Origin of the sequence: Salmonella bongori NCTC 12419 (assembly GCF_000252995.1) — a bacterium.
In the GTDB taxonomy this organism is placed as follows: Bacteria; Pseudomonadota; Gammaproteobacteria; order Enterobacterales; family Enterobacteriaceae; genus Salmonella; species Salmonella bongori.
In genome coordinates this window covers 1,798,786-1,817,083 of sequence record NC_015761.1, presented here as the reverse complement: position 1 = coordinate 1,817,083, position 18,298 = coordinate 1,798,786, and the positions used below count along the sequence as shown (strand labels likewise).

The window sequence follows — 18,298 nt, the reverse complement described above, 5'->3', positions numbered from 1 at the left end:
ATGACCCGCCCTATACAAGCCAGTCTTGATTTACAGGCAATGAAACAAAATTTGGCTATTGTGCGCCGGGCGGCCCCTGAGGCGCGCGTCTGGTCGGTAGTGAAAGCCAATGCTTACGGCCACGGTATTGAGCGCGTCTGGGGTGCGCTGGGGGCTACTGACGGCTTCGCCATGCTCAACCTTGAAGAGGCGATTACGCTGCGTGAGCGAGGGTGGAAAGGCCCGATATTAATGCTGGAAGGTTTTTTTCATGCCCAGGAGCTGGAGCAATACGACACCTATCGGCTAACTACCTGCATCCACAGTAACTGGCAGTTAAAAGCGCTGCAAAACGCGCGGCTTAACGCGCCGCTGGATATCTATGTCAAAGTCAACAGTGGCATGAATCGACTGGGCTTTCAGCCAGAACGGGCCCAGACTGTGTGGCAGCAGTTACGGGCGATACGCAATGTCGGCACAATGACACTGATGTCACATTTTGCCCAGGCAGATCATCCGGAAGGCATCGGAGAAGCGATGGCCCGTATTGCGCTGGCAACGGAGGGGCTTGAGTGCCCGTATTCGTTATCAAACTCGGCGGCGACACTGTGGCATCCCGAGGCGCATTACGATTGGGTCAGGCCTGGCATTATTCTGTACGGTGCGTCGCCGTCAGGACTGTGGCGGGATATTGCCAATACCGGACTAAAACCCGTTATGACGCTGAGTAGCGAAATTATTGGCGTGCAGACACTGAAAGCGGGTGAAAAGGTCGGTTATGGCGGGTGTTATACTGCGGGTCAGGAGCAGCGCATTGGTATCGTAGCGGCCGGTTATGCTGATGGCTATCCGCGCCATGCGCCGACAGGAACGCCGGTCCTGGTGGACGGTATCCGTACGGGAACAATAGGCACCGTTTCAATGGATATGTTGGCGGTGGATTTGACGCCGTGTCCGCAGGCGGGAATCGGCACGCCGGTCGAATTATGGGGCAAAGACATTAAGGTGGATGACGTCGCTTCCGCGGCAGGCACGTTAGGCTATGAATTACTGTGCGCCGTCGCACCGCGCGTGCCATTTGTGACAACGTAACACTGGCGTAGTCATGGCGTGTCGACCGGCGCATCAGATGGCCGGTCGACACGCTTTCAGGAAAGCGAGTTTATTCCGTTTCGTCTTCAGCGACGCGTACCCCTATCTTGCGTACCACGTTATCTTCTTTTTCCGCCACGGTCCAAATCATTCCGGCAAATTCAACCTGATCGCCAACAACCGGCGCGGCACCCAGCAGTTGCTGTATAATTTCGCCCAGAGTTTGCTGTTTATCCCGGTACTCCATTCCTTCTTCCAGTCCGTAGATAAGCGCTACATCAGCAAATTTTGCATTCGCTTCAAGGATAAAATCGCCAAAGAAACGCTGATCTAACGAAACTGGCGGTGACTGGCTAAACAGTTTGCCCAGCGCTGGCAGATCGCGCTCCCGGCCAATCACGCACAGTACGTCGCCTTCACGCAGGCGAGTGCTTCCTGTGGGATGAAAAAGTTCATTATCGCGAAACAGCGCAGCAATACGGGTTTCGTTTGGCATGTGCAGATCGCGCAATGCCGCGCCGACGCACCATTTATCCGCGCTCAATTGATAAATGAATTGTTCCCACGGATTGTCAGGATGGATGTCAAGCCCCACGCGTGAGACTGGCCAGCCGACTGGAGGCACCACCACTTTGGCTTTTTTCGCAGCCCATGACAGCGATGTCCCTTGTAAAAGCAGTGACACCAATACCACAAAGAATGCGACATTAAAGAACAGACGCGCGTTTTCAAGCCCGGCCATCATAGGGAATACGGCGAGAATAATTGGCACCGCGCCGCGCAAGCCGACCCAACTGATGAAAATGCGTTCCCGGAGATTGAAACCGCGAAAGGGTAGCAGACCGGTGAAAACCGACAGTGGGCGGGCGAAAAAAATCATCCAGATAGAAAGAATGAGCGCAGGGACGGCAATCGGCCACAGATCGGAAGGTGTTACCAGTAATCCCAATACCAGGAACATCGCAATCTGCGCCAGCCAGGCCAGCCCGTCAAAGTTTTGCAGGATACCGTAACGGTTACGAATAGGGCGATTTCCTAACAGGAATCCACACAGGTAGACCGCGAGAATACCACTACCTCCCAGCGCGGTTGTCAGGGCAAAAATCAGAATACCGCCGCTGAGCGCCAGCATCGGATACAGACCACTGGGCAGGGAAATGCGATTAATCATCTGCTGTAGCAGATAGCCTCCGCCCAGGCCAAAGACAATGCCAAGACCGAACTGCTGAACAATATGAACGGCAAACATCCAGTCCAGACCAGTCTCATGTTTCTGAATCATCTCAATTAACGTGATAGTCAGAAAAACGGCCATTGGATCGTTACTTCCCGATTCGATCTCCAGCGTGGAGCCGACACGTTCGTTTAACCCTTTGCCGCCCAGAAGCGAAAAGACCGCTGCTGCGTCAGTCGAACCAACAATTGCGCCGATGAGCAAACCTTCAATAAGATCCAGATGAAACAGCCAGGCCGCCATCATGCCAGTCAACCCTGAGGTAATCAGCACGCCGAGCGTTGCCAGCGACAGCGCAGGCCCCAGTGCTACCCGAAAAGAGCTGGCCTGGGTGCGCATGCCGCCATCCAGTAAGATAATTGCCAGAGCCAGGTTACTGACCATATAGGCGAAAGGATAATTGTCGAAAGGAATGCCGCCGATGCCATCCACACCCGCTAACATCCCAATGGCGAGGAAGATAACCAGAATCGGGATACCAAGCCGCGATGAGAATGAACTTAACAGGATACTGCTGGTTACAAGGATGGAACCCAAAATAAATAGACTAATAATTGTTGCAGCATCCAACGTTTTTTATCTCCTGATTTACGTGACTTCGTATTATTTAACATTAACATAATAACGACCCGGACAGCGTTTTACTTAGCCTGTCGTCGGTTTTTTTTATCATAAAAGCGTAGGATGACCTGATAAGGTGAGTTCGCTACCCTGAGCTGTATGTTTTAGCGTGGCGTTTGCGCCAATGGGGAGCGTCACCGTGCGCGCTTCATGCCCGAAGTCGAGGCCGGTAATAAGCGGGACGGACAGACGGGAACGTAAAAGCGCGTAGACGGCTTCCAAAGCATAGTCAGCATCATACTCATTGGGCGTTGCGCCGCTGAAGCTGCCGAGAATAATGGCGCTCTGGCGGTCTAAAATCCCGGCATACGCCAGTTGTAGAAGCATTCGCTCAACCCGAAAAGGATGTTCATTAATATCTTCCAGTACCAAAATACCCTTGTCGATATCCGGCATCCAGGGCGTACCGATAAGTGAGATCAACATCGCCAGATTCCCCCCCCATAAGGTACCTTTCGCTTCGCACTGCGGGCCGTCCCCTTGCCATTTCACGGTGTACCGCGCATTGCGCAACGCCAGCCAGAAGTGCTGCTCGGTAAACGTATTCAGAGTTTCGGCGCCGAAGTTTGCCGCCAGCATAGGGCCGCTGAAAGTGATGATATTGGCCTGTGCCAATAATCCGGCCTGAATTGCTGTAAAATCACTGTGACCGCAAATGAGTAAGGGGGAGCTCTGTTGCCGGGAGGCGATCGCCTGCCAGTCAATGTGATTCAACAAGCGACTGGCGCCATAGCCGCCACGAACCGGCATGACAATCGTATCCGGCGTGGTCAGCGAGGCCAGCGAATTAACATCGGCCAGGCGTTCCGCGTCCGTACCGGCAAAACGCTGATGACGGCGACGGATCACTTCGTCATTCTCTACCCGATGGCCCGCGTTGAGCAGGCGCTGAACGCCGCGTAACGCGGCCTGTTGGTTAATACAGTAGCCCGAGGGGGCGATTAAATGAAACAGGGACATGGCAATTCCTTGCTGACAATAGAATGCAAATGTATATCATGCCGCATATATCAGGCGGTGTCCCCCATTGCGCCGTGTTTTCGAATGACACAATGACGGGGGCAGCCTGAGTGCCTGGTCGGGGTGGCATTACGCTTCCGGCCGACAGGAGGTTCATCGGCGCGCCAGACCTGCGTTTCGGGGTGGCGGTCAGCGGGGATTGCACCTCAGCGACAAGTTCCGGTTATAAGGATAGATGACGTGAAATTAAGATGGTTTGTTTTTTTGGTGATAATACTCGCTGGTTGTAGCGCCAAACAGGATTACAGGAATCCGCCATGGAATGCTGAAGTGCCTGTAAAGCGTGCAATGCAGTGGATGCCTATCAGTGAAAAAGCCGGGGCGGCATGGGGTGTCGATCCGCATTTAATCACCGCGATTATCGCCATTGAATCAGGCGGCAATCCTAACGCGGTCAGTAAATCCAATGCGATTGGTCTGATGCAGCTCAAGGCCTCGACCTCCGGGCGCGACGTCTATCGTCGTATGGGGTGGCGCGGCGAGCCGACCACCAGCGAGCTGAAAAACCCTGAGCGTAACATCTCTATGGGTGCGGCGTATCTGAGTATCCTGGAAAATGGGCCGCTGGCTGGCATCAAAGATCCGCAGGTGATGCAATATGCGCTGGTCGTCTCTTACGCTAACGGTGCCGGCGCGCTATTGCGAACCTTTTCATCCGACAGGAAGAAGGCGATAGAAAAAATTAACGATTTGGATGCGGACGAATTTTTTGAGCATGTCGTTGATAACCATCCTGCGCCGCAGGCTCCGCGCTATATCTGGAAGCTTCAGCAGGCGCTGGATGCTATGTAGTTTATCGTGAAGATGACTCTCGCACTTTATTCGCCCTTTCTCTGGCATCGCGCTCAAGAGAGAAAATAATCCGTTGTAATTCCCGTTCCACCGCCGGGCTGACGTTAAGAAAACGAAAGCTCAGGCGGGGAGTGGTGATTGTTTCATTTTTTCCATCAATGATCGTACGTTCGCTAATGGCGATAAGCTGGACGTCAACGTGGAAAATACCCCATTGTCCCATATTAAGTTCAACCTGTGAAAAGCGCACGCCTTCCGTTACACCTTCAGGTATGGCTGATTCCAGTAACGCGCCCATTCCGCCAAGAGAGAGATCAAACAGACGAAAACGTAACGTACTGTTATCTGGTAGTGTGGCATGGCCATAGTAAGGCGGATATAGCGGTGCGCCAATGCGAAAATATTCCCGGCGCTGAACAAACCACAGTGAGGATGGCAGGGGGGTGATAAAGGCTGGCAACTGCTGATAGTGACCCGTGGCGAGCTGCGGCAATATGAACTCAACTTTTGCCCCTTGTGTTTCTGCGGTAATCGTGACCTGCCCGGCGCGTAATACAGCGATATTTTCATATTCCTGGCTGCCGTAATCCACGATGAGTTTTTCTGGGTCTACCGCCAAAATTTTACTGATGAATTGACCATTCACCCAGGAAATACGCAGTGGAACCTGGTTTTTATTTAAATCCCGTAGCACGCCTAATACCGCTAATGGAGTTTTTTTCAGGAACTGCTCATTGTAGTGACTCACACGAAATAACCCCTGATGCCTGACAGACTATCGTTGGATTATCGGCATCGATAGAAAAAACTTAATAGCGATAAATACATTTTTCGCCAGGCAGATAAATGATTGGATCAGAAATATGGTGTCCGACCTTGCCTATACTTAAAACGTATTTACTGGAAAGAGGGTCTGCAAATGGGAATTATCGCCTGGATTGTTTTTGGTTTGATCGCCGGCGTTATCGCCAAATTACTTATGCCGGGACGCGATGGCGGGGGATTTATCCTGACCTGTATTCTCGGGATCGTGGGGGCGGTTGTTGGCGGATGGCTGGCGACCATGTTCGGTATTGGCGGCAGTATCAGCGGATTTAATTTGCACAGTTTCCTGGTGGCCGTGGTAGGCGCGATTGTGGTGCTGGTGATTTTCCGCCTTCTGCGGCGTGGCTAACCGCTTCAGGAGGGAGTATGTGCAGACCCGGTAATACACCGGGTCTGCATACTATAAACACCGATCAGGGGGTTGCTGCTGACGGCATTTTGATCGGCGCTGCGCTTAACGATGTCGGACGGGTAGACGGTACGCTATCACACGGTTTTTCCTGAGGGCAAATCAGGTCGAGCATTTTCAACGTCACGCCGTTGGTCCAGCCAAAGCCGTCCTGAAGAGGATATTCGCCGCCGCCTCCGCCGGTTCCGGTACTGCTGACATCATATTTTTCGACCAGTTTTTTCTCGCGATCGTAGGTGTGCTGCACGTTAGTTAAAAAGCGCCAGGTCACTTCCATTGCCACCTTATCCTGCCCATAATTTTGCAACCCCTCGGTGGCGACCCATTGTAACGGCGCCCAGCCGTTTGGCGCATCCCACTGCTGTCCGCTTTTAACCGAGGTGGTAGCCAGCCCGCCAGGCTGTAACAGATGTGTCTGGGCTGCCGCCGCAACTTTTGCGGCGCGATCTTGCGCCGCGGCGTTCACATAGAGTGGGAACAGCGCGGCAGCGGTGAGTTGGGTACGGATTCTATTGCTCTTCAGGTCATAGTCGGCATACCAGCCTTCTTTGTTATTCCACAGATGCCTTTCAATGGCTTTCTGGCGCGTATTGGCCAGCGCGTCATAGTGCGAGGCTTTGGCCTGATCGCCTGCCGCAGCACTGGCGCGGGCGAGGGTTTTCTCCAGTTTATACAACAGAGCGTTAAGATCGACAGGGACAATCGTGGTGGTACGGATGGTGCTGAGTTGCTTCGGATTATCCATCCAGCGGGAACTGAAATCCCATCCAGAGGCCGCGGCAGAGCGGAGGTCCCGATAGATTTCCGTTGCCGGGCGGTTCGGGTTGCTTTTCGCGGTGGCGATATCTTCAACCCAGGATTCAGGGCGGGGCGTATCCCGATCGTCCCAGTAGCGGTTGAGAACACTGCCGTCTTCCAGTTTGACGACGCGCTGGTTTTGTTGGCCAGGTTGTAACGTGTCAACGCCTTCCATCCAGTAGGCGTACTCTTTTTGCAACTGCGGCAGGTATTCTTTCAGCGCATTGTCACCTTCATGTTGCGCCAGTAACTCAACCATAAACGCAAAGAAAGGCGGCTGCGAACGACTCAGGTAGTAGGTACGGTTGCCGTTAGGAATATGCCCCCAGGCGTCAATTTCGTAACCAAAGTTTGCCACCATATCCGCAACCTTATCCCAGTGCCCGCTTTCCGCCAGCCCCAGCATCGTAAAGTAACTGTCCCAGTAGTAAATTTCCCGGAATCGCCCACCCGGTACGACATAGGATTCAGGCAACGGCAAGAGCGAGTCCCATTTTTCGACGTTTTTAGTTGAACGGGTTAGTACCGGCCACAGGCCATCAATATGTTCACGTAATGACTGCCCTGCAGGCGGAACATATTTTTCTCCTGCTTTCGGCAGAGTGAAGTTAACCTCCACAAAATGGCGTAAATCGAAGCCGGACTGATTTCGCTGCATACGGTAATCCGCAAGAATCATTAGCGGATCGCTATTGGGTATCGCGTCAGCAAACGTTTTTTGATCGGGGAAGAGTTTTGCATTCTGAACATCATTAAAGAGCGGACCCAGCAGAATATCCGGCGGCGGCGGGGTATCAGCTGAGACTTCTGTGGCGTTCGCCGGAAGTGACGCAAAGGTCAGTAGCGCTCCAGCCAGTGCCAGTTTTATTGCTTTTGCCAGCAGAACAGAACGGCGAATCTCGGCGGGTATAATCAAGTTATCTCCTTAGCGGTGAGCCAAAGTCAACGGCATTTACTTATGACAAAACCTTAGCCTACGATGACCAGATACGCGTGATTGAACCGTTATTTTGCGAACGAACAGACATTTTCGTCAGATAGAATCTGTCGGTATATGCGTGGAAAATTCAGCATAGACAAACAAAAATCCACGCCGTGGCGTGGATTTTTGTACAACGAGACTTAACCTTAACCCGGATAGATACCGCGATCTTTACGGGCCAACAGAATGCGTTCACAGGCGACAATATAAGCCGCGGTTCGCAGAGAGCAGGATTTCTCAGCTGCTTTTTGCCAGACATGTACGATCGCATCAGTCATGATTTTGTCCATACGGGCATTGATCTCTTCTTCGCTCCAGAAGAAGCTGGCCATATCCTGTACCCATTCGAAATAACTGACGGTCACGCCGCCAGCGTTACAAACCACGTCAGGCACCACGATGATGCCCCGGCTGGCCAGAACATCATCGGCATCGGGATAGGTCGGGCCGTTCGCCCCTTCCAGCACCAGCTTACAAGTCAGGACTTCCGCGCGTTGACGGGTAATCTGGCCTTCAAGCGCCGCCGGGATCAGAATGTCCATCTCCAGGCTCCAGAACGCATCACTGGCGATAGTGTCCGCGCCCGGGAAACCGGCAATCTGTTTGTGCTCTGCCTGCCATGCCGTGAGCGCCTTCATATCAATACCGGTGGCGTTAAACAGGGTTGCGGTATGATCCTGTATCGCCACGACACGGGCGCCAGCGCTGGCAAACAGACGCGCGGCTTCGCTGCCGACGTTACCAAAACCCTGAACCGCAACGCGGGCACCTTCAACGGCGATATTCGCCCGGCGCGCAACTTCCAGGCCACTCACGAAAACGCCACGCCCTGTCGCTTTTTCACGGCCCAGAGAACCGCCGAGATGAATAGGTTTTCCGGTCACGACGCCTGTGACCGTGGTGCCGTGATTCATGGAATACGTATCCATCATCCAGGCCATCACTTTACCGTTGGTGCCGACATCCGGTGCAGGAATATCTTTTTGCGGGCCGATGATAATGCCGATTTCGCTGGTATAGCGGCGGGTTAAACGCTCCAGTTCACCTTCTGACAGCGAGAACGGATCGACGCGGATGCCGCCTTTGGCGCCGCCATACGGCAGGTTCAGCGCCGCACATTTGATGGTCATCCAGGCTGACAGGGCCATCACTTCATTAAGATCAACGTCCGGATGGTAGCGAACACCACCTTTACCCGGCCCCCGGGAGAGGTTGTGTTGAACACGATATCCTTCGAAATGGCGGATTGTACCGTCATCCATTTGCACCGGAATATCGACGATCAGAGCGCGCTTCGGGTGACGCAGAGTATCCACCCAGGGGGTCAGTTCGCCCAGGTAAGGGGCTACACGCTCGATTTGTTGTAGGTAGGTATTCCAGGCAGATGTGCTGCTATCTGAAGCGTAAGATAACTTATCCATGATAAACCTTAGTGATAAAAGTAATATGTTCTTTAATTGACCGTGGTACATAGTAGATCACACCATGCAGTGGATAATTTAACACTTTTTTAAATAATTGACTCAGATCAAAACTGAGAGGCGGCGGGTTTTTAGCGGCAACTTTTGCCAGAAGATGGTTAATTATCCGTGAAAATCGCTGGTATGTTGCTATTTATGCGATTAATAGCCTAAATATGCATGAGATGGGTAAAACGGTTATTTGTCATAATTATGACGCACCTCTAAAAGTAAATGAAATGATAACAACATGTACATAAATTTATGTTGCGTTGCAGGAAGGGCTACGTCTTCGCAAAGTGTGTAAAAAGATAAACATCCCCGGAGCCAGTCAGGGCTGGCTCCGGTTTACAACGTTATTTTTGACGCGATTCAAGCCATACCAGAGTCAGCGTCGACAGTGAGCACATCAGCAGAATGCCGACAAACCACAGTAAATACCACATCGCTCCAGCTCCCTAATAAAGTTCATGATCGTTGCGGCGGAGGGTTTCCAGGTTGATGCGCCCCAACATTTTGTAATAGCTCCACAGCGTGTAGAGCAGAACAATCGGCAGAAAAATCAGCACAATCACCAGCATGATCCCGAGCGTCATCTGGCTGGAGGTGCTGTCCCATACCGTCAGGCTGGAAAGCGGGCTCACGCTCGACGGCATCACAAAAGGAAACAGCGTTATCCCACCAGTAAAGATGATGCAGGCCTGGGTCAATGACGCGAACAGGAATCCGCAAATAGCCCGACCGCGGAGGCAGACATAGAGTGTCAGGATCGGCAATACCATACCGAGCAATGGGATGATGAGCAGTAGAGGCGTGCGTATAAAGTGATTCATCCAGGCACCCGGCAGTATTGCCACGCCTTTTAATAGCGGGTTTGAAGGACCATTGGCATCCTGTGCGAGTAAGACAAAACCATCAATGCCAGCCCACAGCCAGTATCCGGTCAGCAGGAAACAGAGCACCACCAGTAGCGCGCTGTTACGAGTGGCTGACAGCGCGCGTTGGCGAATAACGCCATCGGTTTTCAACTGCAACCAGACGCCTCCTTGCATAATCACCAACGACAGGCTCAATAACCCACACAGTAAGGCAAACGGCGAGAGTAATTGCCAGAAGGTGCCAAAATACGCAACATGAAGCTGCGGTGTGAAGGCAAAGGGGACCCCTAAAAACAGATTGCCGAACGCGATGCCGAATACCACCGGAGGAACCAGACTCCCGATAACCAGACCCGTATCCCATAGCGCTCGCCAACGGGGACTGGCAATCTTACCGCGATAATCAAAGGCCAGCGGACGAAAGAAGAGCGCGCATAACACCAGAATCATTGCCACATAAAAACCGGAAAACGCGGCGGCATAGACCCGTGGCCAGGCAGCGAATAACGCACCGCCCGCGAGGATCAGCCATACCTGATTTCCTTCCCAGTGGGCACCGACGCTATTGATCAGCACCCGGCGTTCGTCATCGTTGCGCGCTATCAGCGGCAGCAGACAACCGACACCCATATCAAACCCGTCAGTTACCATAAATGCCACCAGGATGACGCCGATCAGCAGCCACCAAATGAACCGCAACGTTTCATAATCCAACATGATTGTCTCCTTTATCCCTGTTGTTGCGCTTGTTGTTGATGTTGCATGGCGCTCGGCCCAAGACGCGCGTACTTCTGCATCAGATAGACTTCCGCGATTAAAAACAGGGTGTAAAGTCCGAGGATAAGCCCCATTGAGAAGGCCAACTGGCCAGGCGTCAGCGCGGAGTGAGCGTACCAGGTCGGCAGAATGTCCTGAATCGCCCAGGGTTGACGGCCAAACTCCGTCATAAACCAACCGGCTTCAATGGCAATCCACGGTAACGGCAGGCTCCAGAGCGCCATACGCAAGACCCAGCGATGCTGGTCGATACGCATTCGCAGCGTCTGTATCAACGCAATCAACATCACCACTAACAGCAGCGAGCCGCAGCCAACCATAACGCGAAAACTCCAGAACACCGGCGCCACCTGGGGAATTGCGCCACGCTGGGCCGCACGATACTGCTCCGGCGTCACATGGTTCATATCCGGGGCATATTTCGCCAGCAGGATGCCGTAACCCAGATCACCTTCAACAGCGTGAAACGCATTCAATACCTGCGGTGAGCGATTGCCCTGCGCAATCTCCTGCATCAGTAGCCAGGCCTCGCGGCCACGCTTCAGACGCGGCAGAGCGTCATCCATCAGGTTTTTTAACCCCGGAACCGGCGTATCTAAAGAGTGGGTGGCCAAAATACCCAGCAGAGCGGGGATCTTCACGGCAAAGGCATTACGTTCTTGTTCCTGTTGCGGCCAGGCGACCAAATGAAACGGCGCGGGTGCGGGTTCGGTTTGCCATTCTCCCTCCATCGCCGCCAGTTTCACCGGCTGAATCCGGGCGACTTCATAGGCCGAACTGTCCCCCAGTTGCAGGGTACCCAGAATGGCGAGAGTACCGAATACTGATCCAATAGCAAACGAGCGCAACGCGACTTCGCGCTCGCGGCCACGCAACAGATACCAGGCGCTGATGGACATAATAAACATGGCGCCAGTGACATAACCGGACATGACGGTATGGACAAATTTCACCTGACTGACAGGGTTAAAAACCAGATCACTAAAGCTGCTCATTTCCATACGCAGGGTATCAATATTGAAATGGGCGCCGGTAGGATATTGCATCCAGCCATTGGCGTTCAGGATCCAGAGCGCTGAAATATTAGAACCAAAGGCCACCAGCCAGGTGACCAGCAAATGCTGGTATTTATTCAGCCGCTGCCAGCCGAAAAAGAACAGGCCGACGAAAGTGGATTCGAGAAAGAAGGCCAGTAGTGCTTCCATCGCCAGCGGCGCACCGAAAATATCCCCTACATAGTTGGAATAGAGCGACCAGTTAGTCCCGAATTGAAACTCCATGGTCAGGCCGGTAGCCACACCGAGAGCAAAATTGATCCCGAAGAGCTTGCCCCAGAAACGCGTCATATCGCGGTAGACGGTCTTCCCCGTCACCACATAGATAGTCTCCATGACGGCCAGCAAAAAAATCAGTCCAAGCGTAAGAGGAACGAATAAAAAATGATACAACGCGGTCAGCGCAAACTGCCAGCGCGATAAGTCAATGACATCCCACATGCTAACTCCTGTAGGCGGAAAGAGGGTAAAAAAGCCGATGAATAGCGGGTCTAATCACTACCGGGTACAGGTGACATTCCTGTTGGAAAGGATTAGCGTGCCTCCAGCCATCGGCAGACTTCATCCAGGCGCTGGCGCGAGTCGGCCAGATCTTCCGGCGCCGCCAGCACCAGTTCAGGCAGAGGACAAATCTCATAGCTGTCGAACAACGGTCCTTTCAGCGCGTCCAGGCAACGTACATGCCAAAGATGGCGTAATGCCGTGGCGTTGATTTGACTTTCGCCATAGCCCGAGATGCGGATCTGGATATTCCCGTGGCCGCATAAGCGCGCCAGAAAAAGACGATCGGCCTCGCTGAGCGGGAGTTGGGTCAAATTAATGCTGTGAGGTTGCATCGCCGGATCGCGCACGTGCGCCAATAATTCATAAGCCAACGGCAGTCCATTCATCAGACCAGCGACAGGCGGAGGCAGCAGGGAGTCGTCAGGCAGCGTATCGGCAGTAGCCACTTGCCACAAAATCAGAGGCGCGCTACCCGCTTCCAGACGATCCGTCAGCAGGCGTCGGTTATGCAGATGGCGTACCCGCCACAGGCCGCAGAAGATGGTCTCCTGAATCTCGCTTTCACTTCCGTCCGGATGTTGAATACGTACCGAGACTTCGCCTTCGCCCAATAACGTATTAAGGAATGAGAGATCATCGGCATTCAGGGAAGATAACTCCCATCCCAGCACGTCGCCGACTTCCGGGATGCGCCGGGCAAGCTGGTGCCGCAGATCGGCTAACAGCGTCATCACCGTCGCGCTGTGGGGGCATCGCTCCAGCGCCGCCATACTTGGGTCGCCATTGACCTGACAGGTGAGCGGCAAGGGATTCATTGAAAAATCGGCGTCGTCTGGCTGTGTACCCGGCCCGAGCAGATGGAAAAAGGTGTTACTCATTGTTCCGCCTCCTGCGGCGCGGGAGTGTCAACGATTGAACGCATCATCGCGAACAGCTCGGCCCAGGGGTGAATGCCGATAAGCGTGCCGCGTAGTTCACCGTTGGTAAAGACCAGCGTCGCCGGAAACCGGCGTATATTAAAGCGATCGCCAATAGCCTCACTTTGTTCGAGATCGGCTACGGCTACCTGCCAGTCAAACTGTGGAAACTCGCGCAGCACCTCGGCGATCATTACAGGATTATCGCTGACTTCCGGCGTACGTCGTGGATCGCTACTCAGCAGGATAACGCCATCCCGGACCTGGCTTATCCAGTCATCAACCGTGGAAACCTCTACCGGTTGCCATCCCCGGGTTAACAAGCGTTGCCATAGCGCAGAAAATGGGGTGTCATTCGCCACTTCTTTTACCCTCCAGACGTGTCTGGTACTGACGTATACGTACCCCTTCATAGTTTTCCATCGACAGGCACTCATAGTTCAGGCAGCGGGCGGCCTCGTTGACCTGCGGGACGATCCCCCAGGCGGCCAGTTGCGTCAGAGCGGCTTGTTCCGCCGCCGGAAGTTGGGCGCGAGCTATCCCGGTCAGACTACCGCCGTATTCGTCCAGTAGCGCCGGTTGCAGGCCGACAAGCGCAATGTGAGAGGGTAGATGGCCGCGGATGTCTGCCAGCGCCAGGACTTCAGAAAAACTGTTTTGATGCAGGCTCATTTTTTTGGCGCTGAGATATGCCGGGACTTTCTCACCGGCATAGGTTCGCAGGCTGCCTGGCGCAAGACCGTAGTCGATCGCGTCAAGAAGCAGGAGATGGCTGGCTTGCTCAACGTAACCCAACAGGTTGAGTCCTTGCGTACCGCCGTCAACAATTTCTACCTCTTCAGGCCAGTAATAATGGGCATACAGCCGTTCTGCGACCCGAATACCGAACCCTTCATCGGCCCATAACAGGTTCCCTAATCCCATCACCACTACGCGTTGCGCATTCATGAAACCTCCTTGTCGTGCGGTTTGGGGAATTTATGGCTGCGATAGCCATTGATCATGGTGGAGATCACCGTATCGTCGGACATAATGTCTTCCCGGATAGCGAGGTAAACGTGTCCAACGATGAAGGCAGCAATCAGCCACATGCCCAGCCGGTGCCAACTGTGAATATCAATGGAGTTCCCCCCCGTCCAGTAGAAAAATTCAACTACGTAACGGAACGGCGCAAAAATGGCGTACTGGCTATGTTCGGCAAACAGAGCGAAACCGGTCAGGATCATAAATACTGACAGCAGGAAATAGCCGAACATTGCAGCCTGCGCGACAGGATTATGTCCGATGTCGCTCCGCGGTTTTTTTTCCAGAAACAGGTACCAGCGAACCACAGAGAAAGCGCCCTGCCACCAACTGCGGCGCCAGACCGGGACGATAAACAGCTCTCGCGAGTAACGGTTGCCGACACAGGCCCAGTAAATTCGCCCCAGCAGCAGCACGGTGAAAATCATCGCGGCGGTAAAATGGAGTAGACGGATATAGCCCATGTAAAACAGGTAGGTTGCCTCGCCACTCACCGACGGTAGCGGTCGGCCAATGAAGTAGCCTGTCACCATTAGTACCAACATGCAGGCCACCGTTAGCCAGTGCCACAGGCGCACCGGCGCCTCAAACACATAGTGGCTGACGGCAGTATCACGCGCCTCCCCGACGCGTGCAGATAGCTTTCCAGTCATCGTTCTTTTCCTTAACGCTTAACGTACCTGAACGGAAATGAGTTCGCTGCCGTCGTCTCCGAGGACATGAGTTGAACAGGCCAGGCAGGGGTCGAAGCTGTGCAGCGTTCTCAGGATTTCTAACGGTTGGTCGGGAATCGCCATTTGCGTTCCCATCAATGCCGCTTCATAAGCGCCGATCTGTTTTTTAGGATCGCGCGGGCTGGCGTTCCAGGTGGTGGGTACTACACACTGATAGAGATCGATTTTTTGATCGCGTATTGACGCCCAGTGTCCCAACGCTCCGCGAGGCGCTTCGGTAAAACCGATACCGCGGCAGTGCTGCGGCCAACTGGCCGGTTCCCATTTCTCGGTATTGGCGGTGGCCAGGTCGCCGTTTTTCAGGTTGGTCATAAGCCTGTCGAAAAAATACTGTAGCTTATTGACGGCCCATTGCGCTTCGTGCGCGCGGCATAAAATACGGCCAAGCGTCGACTGGATACCGGAGAGCGGCAGTTTAAGGGCGGACATCATGCTATCTACCGACTCTATGGTGGCGGCATCGCCTTTGTGGTAGGCAATAAGCGTCCGGGCGAGCGGGCCGACTTCCATGGCATGACCGCGCCAGCGCGGCGCTTTGATCCAGGAGTAGCGTTCCTGCTCGTTGAGTTGCTGGATATGCGTATCGCTGCCTTTGACATCGCCTGGGTTATACCAGGGCTCGGTAATCCCATCAAAAGGATGGCGACCCAGTTGATCGTCAGGATAGCGGTACCAGGCATGATCCACGAACTCCTGTATCTGCTGAGGATCGGCCAAATCGACTGGCATGACATTTTTAAAATCACCATTGATCACCGCGCCGCCCGGCATGAGCAGACTTTGCTGGCTGAAATCATTGGCGATGTCCGGAAATGCGCCATAGCTCAGAACACATTTATCCGAAAGACCGGTACCAATTTGACTCCATGCTTTATTGAACTGACCGATGGCCAGAGCGTCCGGAACCATCACGTTGTTAATGAAGTCGGCGGTGCGGGTAATGATCGACTGTACCAGGTTGAGGCGCTCCATATTGATAGCACCGACCGCGCCGCGTTGATCAAGATTGATAGCACACGGCATACCGCCGACGATCCAGTTAGGATGGGGGTTTTTACCGCCGAACACCGTATGGATTTTGATTATTTCGCGCTGGAAGTCGAGGGCTTCCAGATAGTGGGCAAAGCCCATCAGGTTGGCTTCTGGCGACAACTTATACTGTGGGTGTCCCCAGTAACCGTTGCGGAAGATCCCAAGCTGGCCGCCGTCGACAAATTTCTTTAAACGATTTTGTACGTCAAAGAAGTAGCCCGGCGATGACATCGGCCAGGCGGAAAGGCTTTGCGCCAACTGTGAAGTGGCGCGTGGATCGGCTTTCAACGCATTCAGGACATCAATCCAGTCCATCCCGGCCAACTGATAAAAATGGACCAGATGATCATGGCACCACAATGTAGCCAGCATGATGTTACGTATAATATTGGCGTTGTCCGGCACCTGGATACCAATTGCATCTTCGATAGCGTACACCGACGCCAGAGCATGTACGCCGGTACAGACACCACAAATACGTTCAACAAACGCCCAGGCATCACGCGGATCACGGCCTTGCAGAATGATCTCCAGCCCGCGAAACATCGTGCCGCAGGAAACCGCATTGGTAATCATGTTCTGCTCGTCGATATTGACTTCGCAGCGCATATGCCCTTCGATGCGGGTAATAGGGTCCACGACCAGACGGCGACCGGCATTGTTGATGGTGTAGCCCTGGGTTTGATACTGGTTACTCATGCCTGCTTATCCTCGTTGTCCGACTGTTGTTCTGCTTGCGTTAATTGCTGTTGATGGCGTTTGCGTTGGTTGATAGCGCTGGCGACAGCATGTCCGCCAACGCCCGCAGCGACCACGCCAAGCGCGGTCAGACCCACCGTATCGGCGGTTGAGTGCGTACCCATCTGCGGGATGTCCACCACGCGGCTATAAAACGAGCCGCGATCCCAGAAACCATTTTCTGAGCATCCCAGACAGCCGTGGCCGGACTGGATAGGGAAAGAGACGCCGTCATTCCAGCGGGTAGAGGAACAGGCGTTATAAGTGGTTGGGCCTTTACAGCCCATCTTGTACAAACAGTATCCCTTGCGGGCGGCGTCATCATCCCAGCTCTCGACAAACTCACCGGCGTCAAAATGGGCGCGGCGGTAGCATTTATCGTGGATACGCTGGCCGTAAAACATCAGTGGACGGCCCATGCGATCGAGTTCTGGTAGACGGTCAAACGTCACCATATAGGTAATAATGGCGCTCATGACGTCCGGGATCGGCGGGCAGCCGGGAACTTTTACGATTGGCTTGTCGGTGATCACTTTGTCGATAGGCGTTGCCCGGGTTGGATTGGGGCGGGCGGCCTGGACGCAACCCCAGGAGGCACAGTTTCCCCAGGCAATAATAGCGCTGGCCCCCGCGGCGGCTTTTTTCAGTTTTTCAATAAACGGGCGACCACCGCTAATACAGAACATCCCTTGCTCTCCCAGCGGCGGATTGCCTTCCACCGCCAGAATGTACTTCCCGGCGTAGCGAGTAGTGATATCGTCGAAGACTTCTTCAGCCTGTGTTCCGGCGGCCGCCATCAGGGTGTCGTCATAGTCGAGGGAGATAAGCGAGAGGATCACATCTTTGGCTAGCGGGTGCGAAGAGCGGATAAAGGATTCGGTACAGCAGGTACATTCCAGCCCATGGATCCAGACAACCGGAATTCGGGGCTTATTCTCCAACGCCCAGGCAATTTTGGGCGTCATGCCGGCACCCAGTCCCAGCGACGTCGCGGCAAGGCTACAGAATTTGAGAAAGCTGCGCCGGGTCACTCCTTTACGGCGCATGGCTTGATAAAAGGTCTCCTCGTTATTCATAACGCGTCTTTTTTCTCCTTTTTGCACCACGCTCCGCCAGGGGCATAAGGCGCTTTTGCGGGAATGGCGACGTTCTCCCGGCAAGGTAAGTCATCGCATTACGCGTGAGCGCGAAAACGATCCCTATTCACTCTGCACTGGCGCACGTCGCCAGAAATAATGTGAAAAAAGCGTATCTGATTGGCGATAAGAAACAATGTGAACTGTGTGGGTATAGCTTATTGCGGCATATTTATGCCCATTATCGGTTTTTCGGCGAGCACAGGGATGAGGTATAAAAAGCGCCTTTTTCGTTCCATCCACTTTTTGAAAGCGGGAGAGAAGAGGGGGCAGAATGTTTTCTGTTCAGCGA

The 18,298-nt window shown here is 53.6% G+C and carries 16 protein-coding genes and 2 pseudogenes; 4 read left to right on the top strand and 14 right to left on the bottom strand.

Annotated elements, in window-relative coordinates:
- Together dadX and SBG_RS23570 are read left to right on the top strand one after the other, a co-directional pair.
- A complete protein-coding gene (gene dadX, locus SBG_RS08525; protein WP_000197890.1) occupies positions 1-1,071 on the top strand; it encodes a catabolic alanine racemase DadX in 1,071 nt (356 codons plus the stop codon).
- A gap of 13 nt (positions 1,072-1,084) precedes the next feature.
- A pseudogene (locus tag SBG_RS23570) lies at positions 1,085-1,204 on the top strand (hypothetical protein); the annotation flags it as partial.
- Here the strand turns inward: SBG_RS23570 and SBG_RS08520 are convergent.
- Positions 1,160-2,875, bottom strand: a pseudogene (locus tag SBG_RS08520) (potassium/proton antiporter); the annotation flags it as partial. The pseudogenes SBG_RS23570 and SBG_RS08520 overlap by 45 nt on opposite strands.
- 99 nt (positions 2,876-2,974) lie before the next feature.
- Positions 2,975-3,886 (bottom strand): muramoyltetrapeptide carboxypeptidase, encoded by a 912-nt coding sequence (ldcA, locus tag SBG_RS08515; protein ID WP_000051597.1) that lies wholly within the window; start codon positions 3,884-3,886, stop codon positions 2,975-2,977.
- Positions 3,887-4,126: 240 nt separating this feature from the next.
- On the opposite strand from ldcA, the gene emtA reads away from it, so the two are divergent.
- Positions 4,127-4,738 carry a membrane-bound lytic murein transglycosylase EmtA gene (gene emtA, locus SBG_RS08510; protein ID WP_000776976.1) on the top strand — a complete coding sequence of 204 codons (612 nt, stop codon included), beginning with the start codon at positions 4,127-4,129 and terminating at the stop codon, positions 4,736-4,738.
- Between the two features lies 1 nt (position 4,739).
- Here emtA and ycgR read toward each other — a convergent pair whose 3' ends face one another.
- Positions 4,740-5,486, bottom strand: a complete 747-nt coding sequence (gene ycgR, locus SBG_RS08505; protein ID WP_000020262.1) for a flagellar brake protein YcgR — start codon at positions 5,484-5,486, stop codon at positions 4,740-4,742.
- Between the two features lie 171 nt (positions 5,487-5,657).
- On the opposite strand from ycgR, the gene SBG_RS08500 reads away from it, so the two are divergent.
- The gene (locus SBG_RS08500) at positions 5,658-5,912 is read left to right on the top strand and encodes a GlsB/YeaQ/YmgE family stress response membrane protein (RefSeq protein WP_000511323.1); all 255 of its coding nucleotides are present in this window, start codon (positions 5,658-5,660) and stop codon (positions 5,910-5,912) included.
- 64 nt (positions 5,913-5,976) lie between these two features.
- Here SBG_RS08500 and SBG_RS08495 read toward each other — a convergent pair whose 3' ends face one another.
- From SBG_RS08495 to hyaA, 11 genes are all read right to left on the bottom strand, one after another.
- Complete coding sequence (locus SBG_RS08495; RefSeq protein WP_024135030.1) at positions 5,977-7,683, bottom strand: alpha,alpha-trehalase; 1,707 nt, start codon at positions 7,681-7,683, stop codon at positions 5,977-5,979.
- A 215-nt stretch (positions 7,684-7,898) separates the two neighbouring features.
- Positions 7,899-9,173 carry a Glu/Leu/Phe/Val family dehydrogenase gene (locus SBG_RS08490; protein WP_024135029.1) on the bottom strand — a complete coding sequence of 425 codons (1,275 nt, stop codon included), beginning with the start codon at positions 9,171-9,173 and terminating at the stop codon, positions 7,899-7,901.
- A gap of 395 nt (positions 9,174-9,568) precedes the next feature.
- Entirely contained in the window at positions 9,569-9,658 is a 90-nt protein-coding gene (gene cbdX, locus SBG_RS08485) for a cytochrome bd-II oxidase subunit CbdX (RefSeq protein ID WP_000270302.1), read from the bottom strand.
- Positions 9,659-9,670: 12 nt separating this feature from the next.
- Positions 9,671-10,807 (bottom strand): cytochrome d ubiquinol oxidase subunit II, encoded by a 1,137-nt coding sequence (gene appB, locus SBG_RS08480; RefSeq protein WP_000888119.1) that lies wholly within the window; start codon positions 10,805-10,807, stop codon positions 9,671-9,673.
- 11 nt (positions 10,808-10,818) lie between these two features.
- A complete protein-coding gene (gene appC / locus SBG_RS08475) occupies positions 10,819-12,363 on the bottom strand; it encodes a cytochrome bd-II oxidase subunit 1 (RefSeq protein WP_000263618.1) in 1,545 nt (514 codons plus the stop codon).
- Positions 12,364-12,455: 92 nt separating this feature from the next.
- A complete protein-coding gene (locus SBG_RS08470; protein ID WP_000072311.1) occupies positions 12,456-13,304 on the bottom strand; it encodes a hydrogenase expression/formation protein in 849 nt (282 codons plus the stop codon).
- Complete coding sequence (gene hyaE, locus SBG_RS08465) at positions 13,301-13,705, bottom strand: hydrogenase-1 operon protein HyaE (protein ID WP_001262586.1); 405 nt, start codon at positions 13,703-13,705, stop codon at positions 13,301-13,303. Before hyaE ends, SBG_RS08470 begins: the two co-directional genes overlap by 4 nt.
- Positions 13,695-14,291, bottom strand: a complete 597-nt coding sequence (hyaD, locus tag SBG_RS08460) for a hydrogenase 1 maturation protease (protein WP_000993795.1) — start codon at positions 14,289-14,291, stop codon at positions 13,695-13,697. The genes hyaE and hyaD overlap by 11 nt, the downstream gene beginning before the upstream one ends.
- The gene (gene hyaC, locus SBG_RS08455) at positions 14,288-15,019 is read right to left on the bottom strand and encodes a Ni/Fe-hydrogenase b-type cytochrome subunit (RefSeq protein WP_000147024.1); all 732 of its coding nucleotides are present in this window, start codon (positions 15,017-15,019) and stop codon (positions 14,288-14,290) included. Before hyaC ends, hyaD begins: the two co-directional genes overlap by 4 nt.
- An 18-nt stretch (positions 15,020-15,037) precedes the next feature.
- Positions 15,038-16,831 carry a Ni/Fe-hydrogenase large subunit gene (gene hyaB / locus SBG_RS08450; RefSeq protein WP_000070977.1) on the bottom strand — a complete coding sequence of 598 codons (1,794 nt, stop codon included), beginning with the start codon at positions 16,829-16,831 and terminating at the stop codon, positions 15,038-15,040.
- On the bottom strand, positions 16,828-17,946 hold the full coding sequence (hyaA, locus tag SBG_RS08445) for a hydrogenase 1 small subunit (RefSeq protein ID WP_001058315.1): 1,119 nt from the start codon (positions 17,944-17,946) through the stop codon (positions 16,828-16,830). The genes hyaB and hyaA overlap by 4 nt, the downstream gene beginning before the upstream one ends.
- Positions 17,947-18,298: the final 352 nt, after the last annotated feature.

Coding starts and splice junctions, on each gene's coding strand:
- hyaA (WP_001058315.1), bottom strand. CDS start 17,946: ATGAATAACGAGGAGACCTTTTATCAAGCCATGCGCCGTAAAGGAGTG.
- SBG_RS08490 (WP_024135029.1), bottom strand. CDS start 9,173: ATGGATAAGTTATCTTACGCTTCAGATAGCAGCACATCTGCCTGGAAT.
- hyaB (WP_000070977.1), bottom strand. CDS start 16,831: ATGAGTAACCAGTATCAAACCCAGGGCTACACCATCAACAATGCCGGT.
- hyaC (WP_000147024.1), bottom strand. CDS start 15,019: ATGACTGGAAAGCTATCTGCACGCGTCGGGGAGGCGCGTGATACTGCC.
- SBG_RS08500 (WP_000511323.1), top strand. CDS start 5,658: ATGGGAATTATCGCCTGGATTGTTTTTGGTTTGATCGCCGGCGTTATC.
- SBG_RS08470 (WP_000072311.1), bottom strand. CDS start 13,304: ATGAGTAACACCTTTTTCCATCTGCTCGGGCCGGGTACACAGCCAGAC.
- dadX (WP_000197890.1), top strand. CDS start 1: ATGACCCGCCCTATACAAGCCAGTCTTGATTTACAGGCAATGAAACAA.
- appC (WP_000263618.1), bottom strand. CDS start 12,363: ATGTGGGATGTCATTGACTTATCGCGCTGGCAGTTTGCGCTGACCGCG.
- cbdX (WP_000270302.1), bottom strand. CDS start 9,658: ATGTGGTATTTACTGTGGTTTGTCGGCATTCTGCTGATGTGCTCACTG.
- appB (WP_000888119.1), bottom strand. CDS start 10,807: ATGTTGGATTATGAAACGTTGCGGTTCATTTGGTGGCTGCTGATCGGC.
- ldcA (WP_000051597.1), bottom strand. CDS start 3,886: ATGTCCCTGTTTCATTTAATCGCCCCCTCGGGCTACTGTATTAACCAA.
- hyaD (WP_000993795.1), bottom strand. CDS start 14,291: ATGAATGCGCAACGCGTAGTGGTGATGGGATTAGGGAACCTGTTATGG.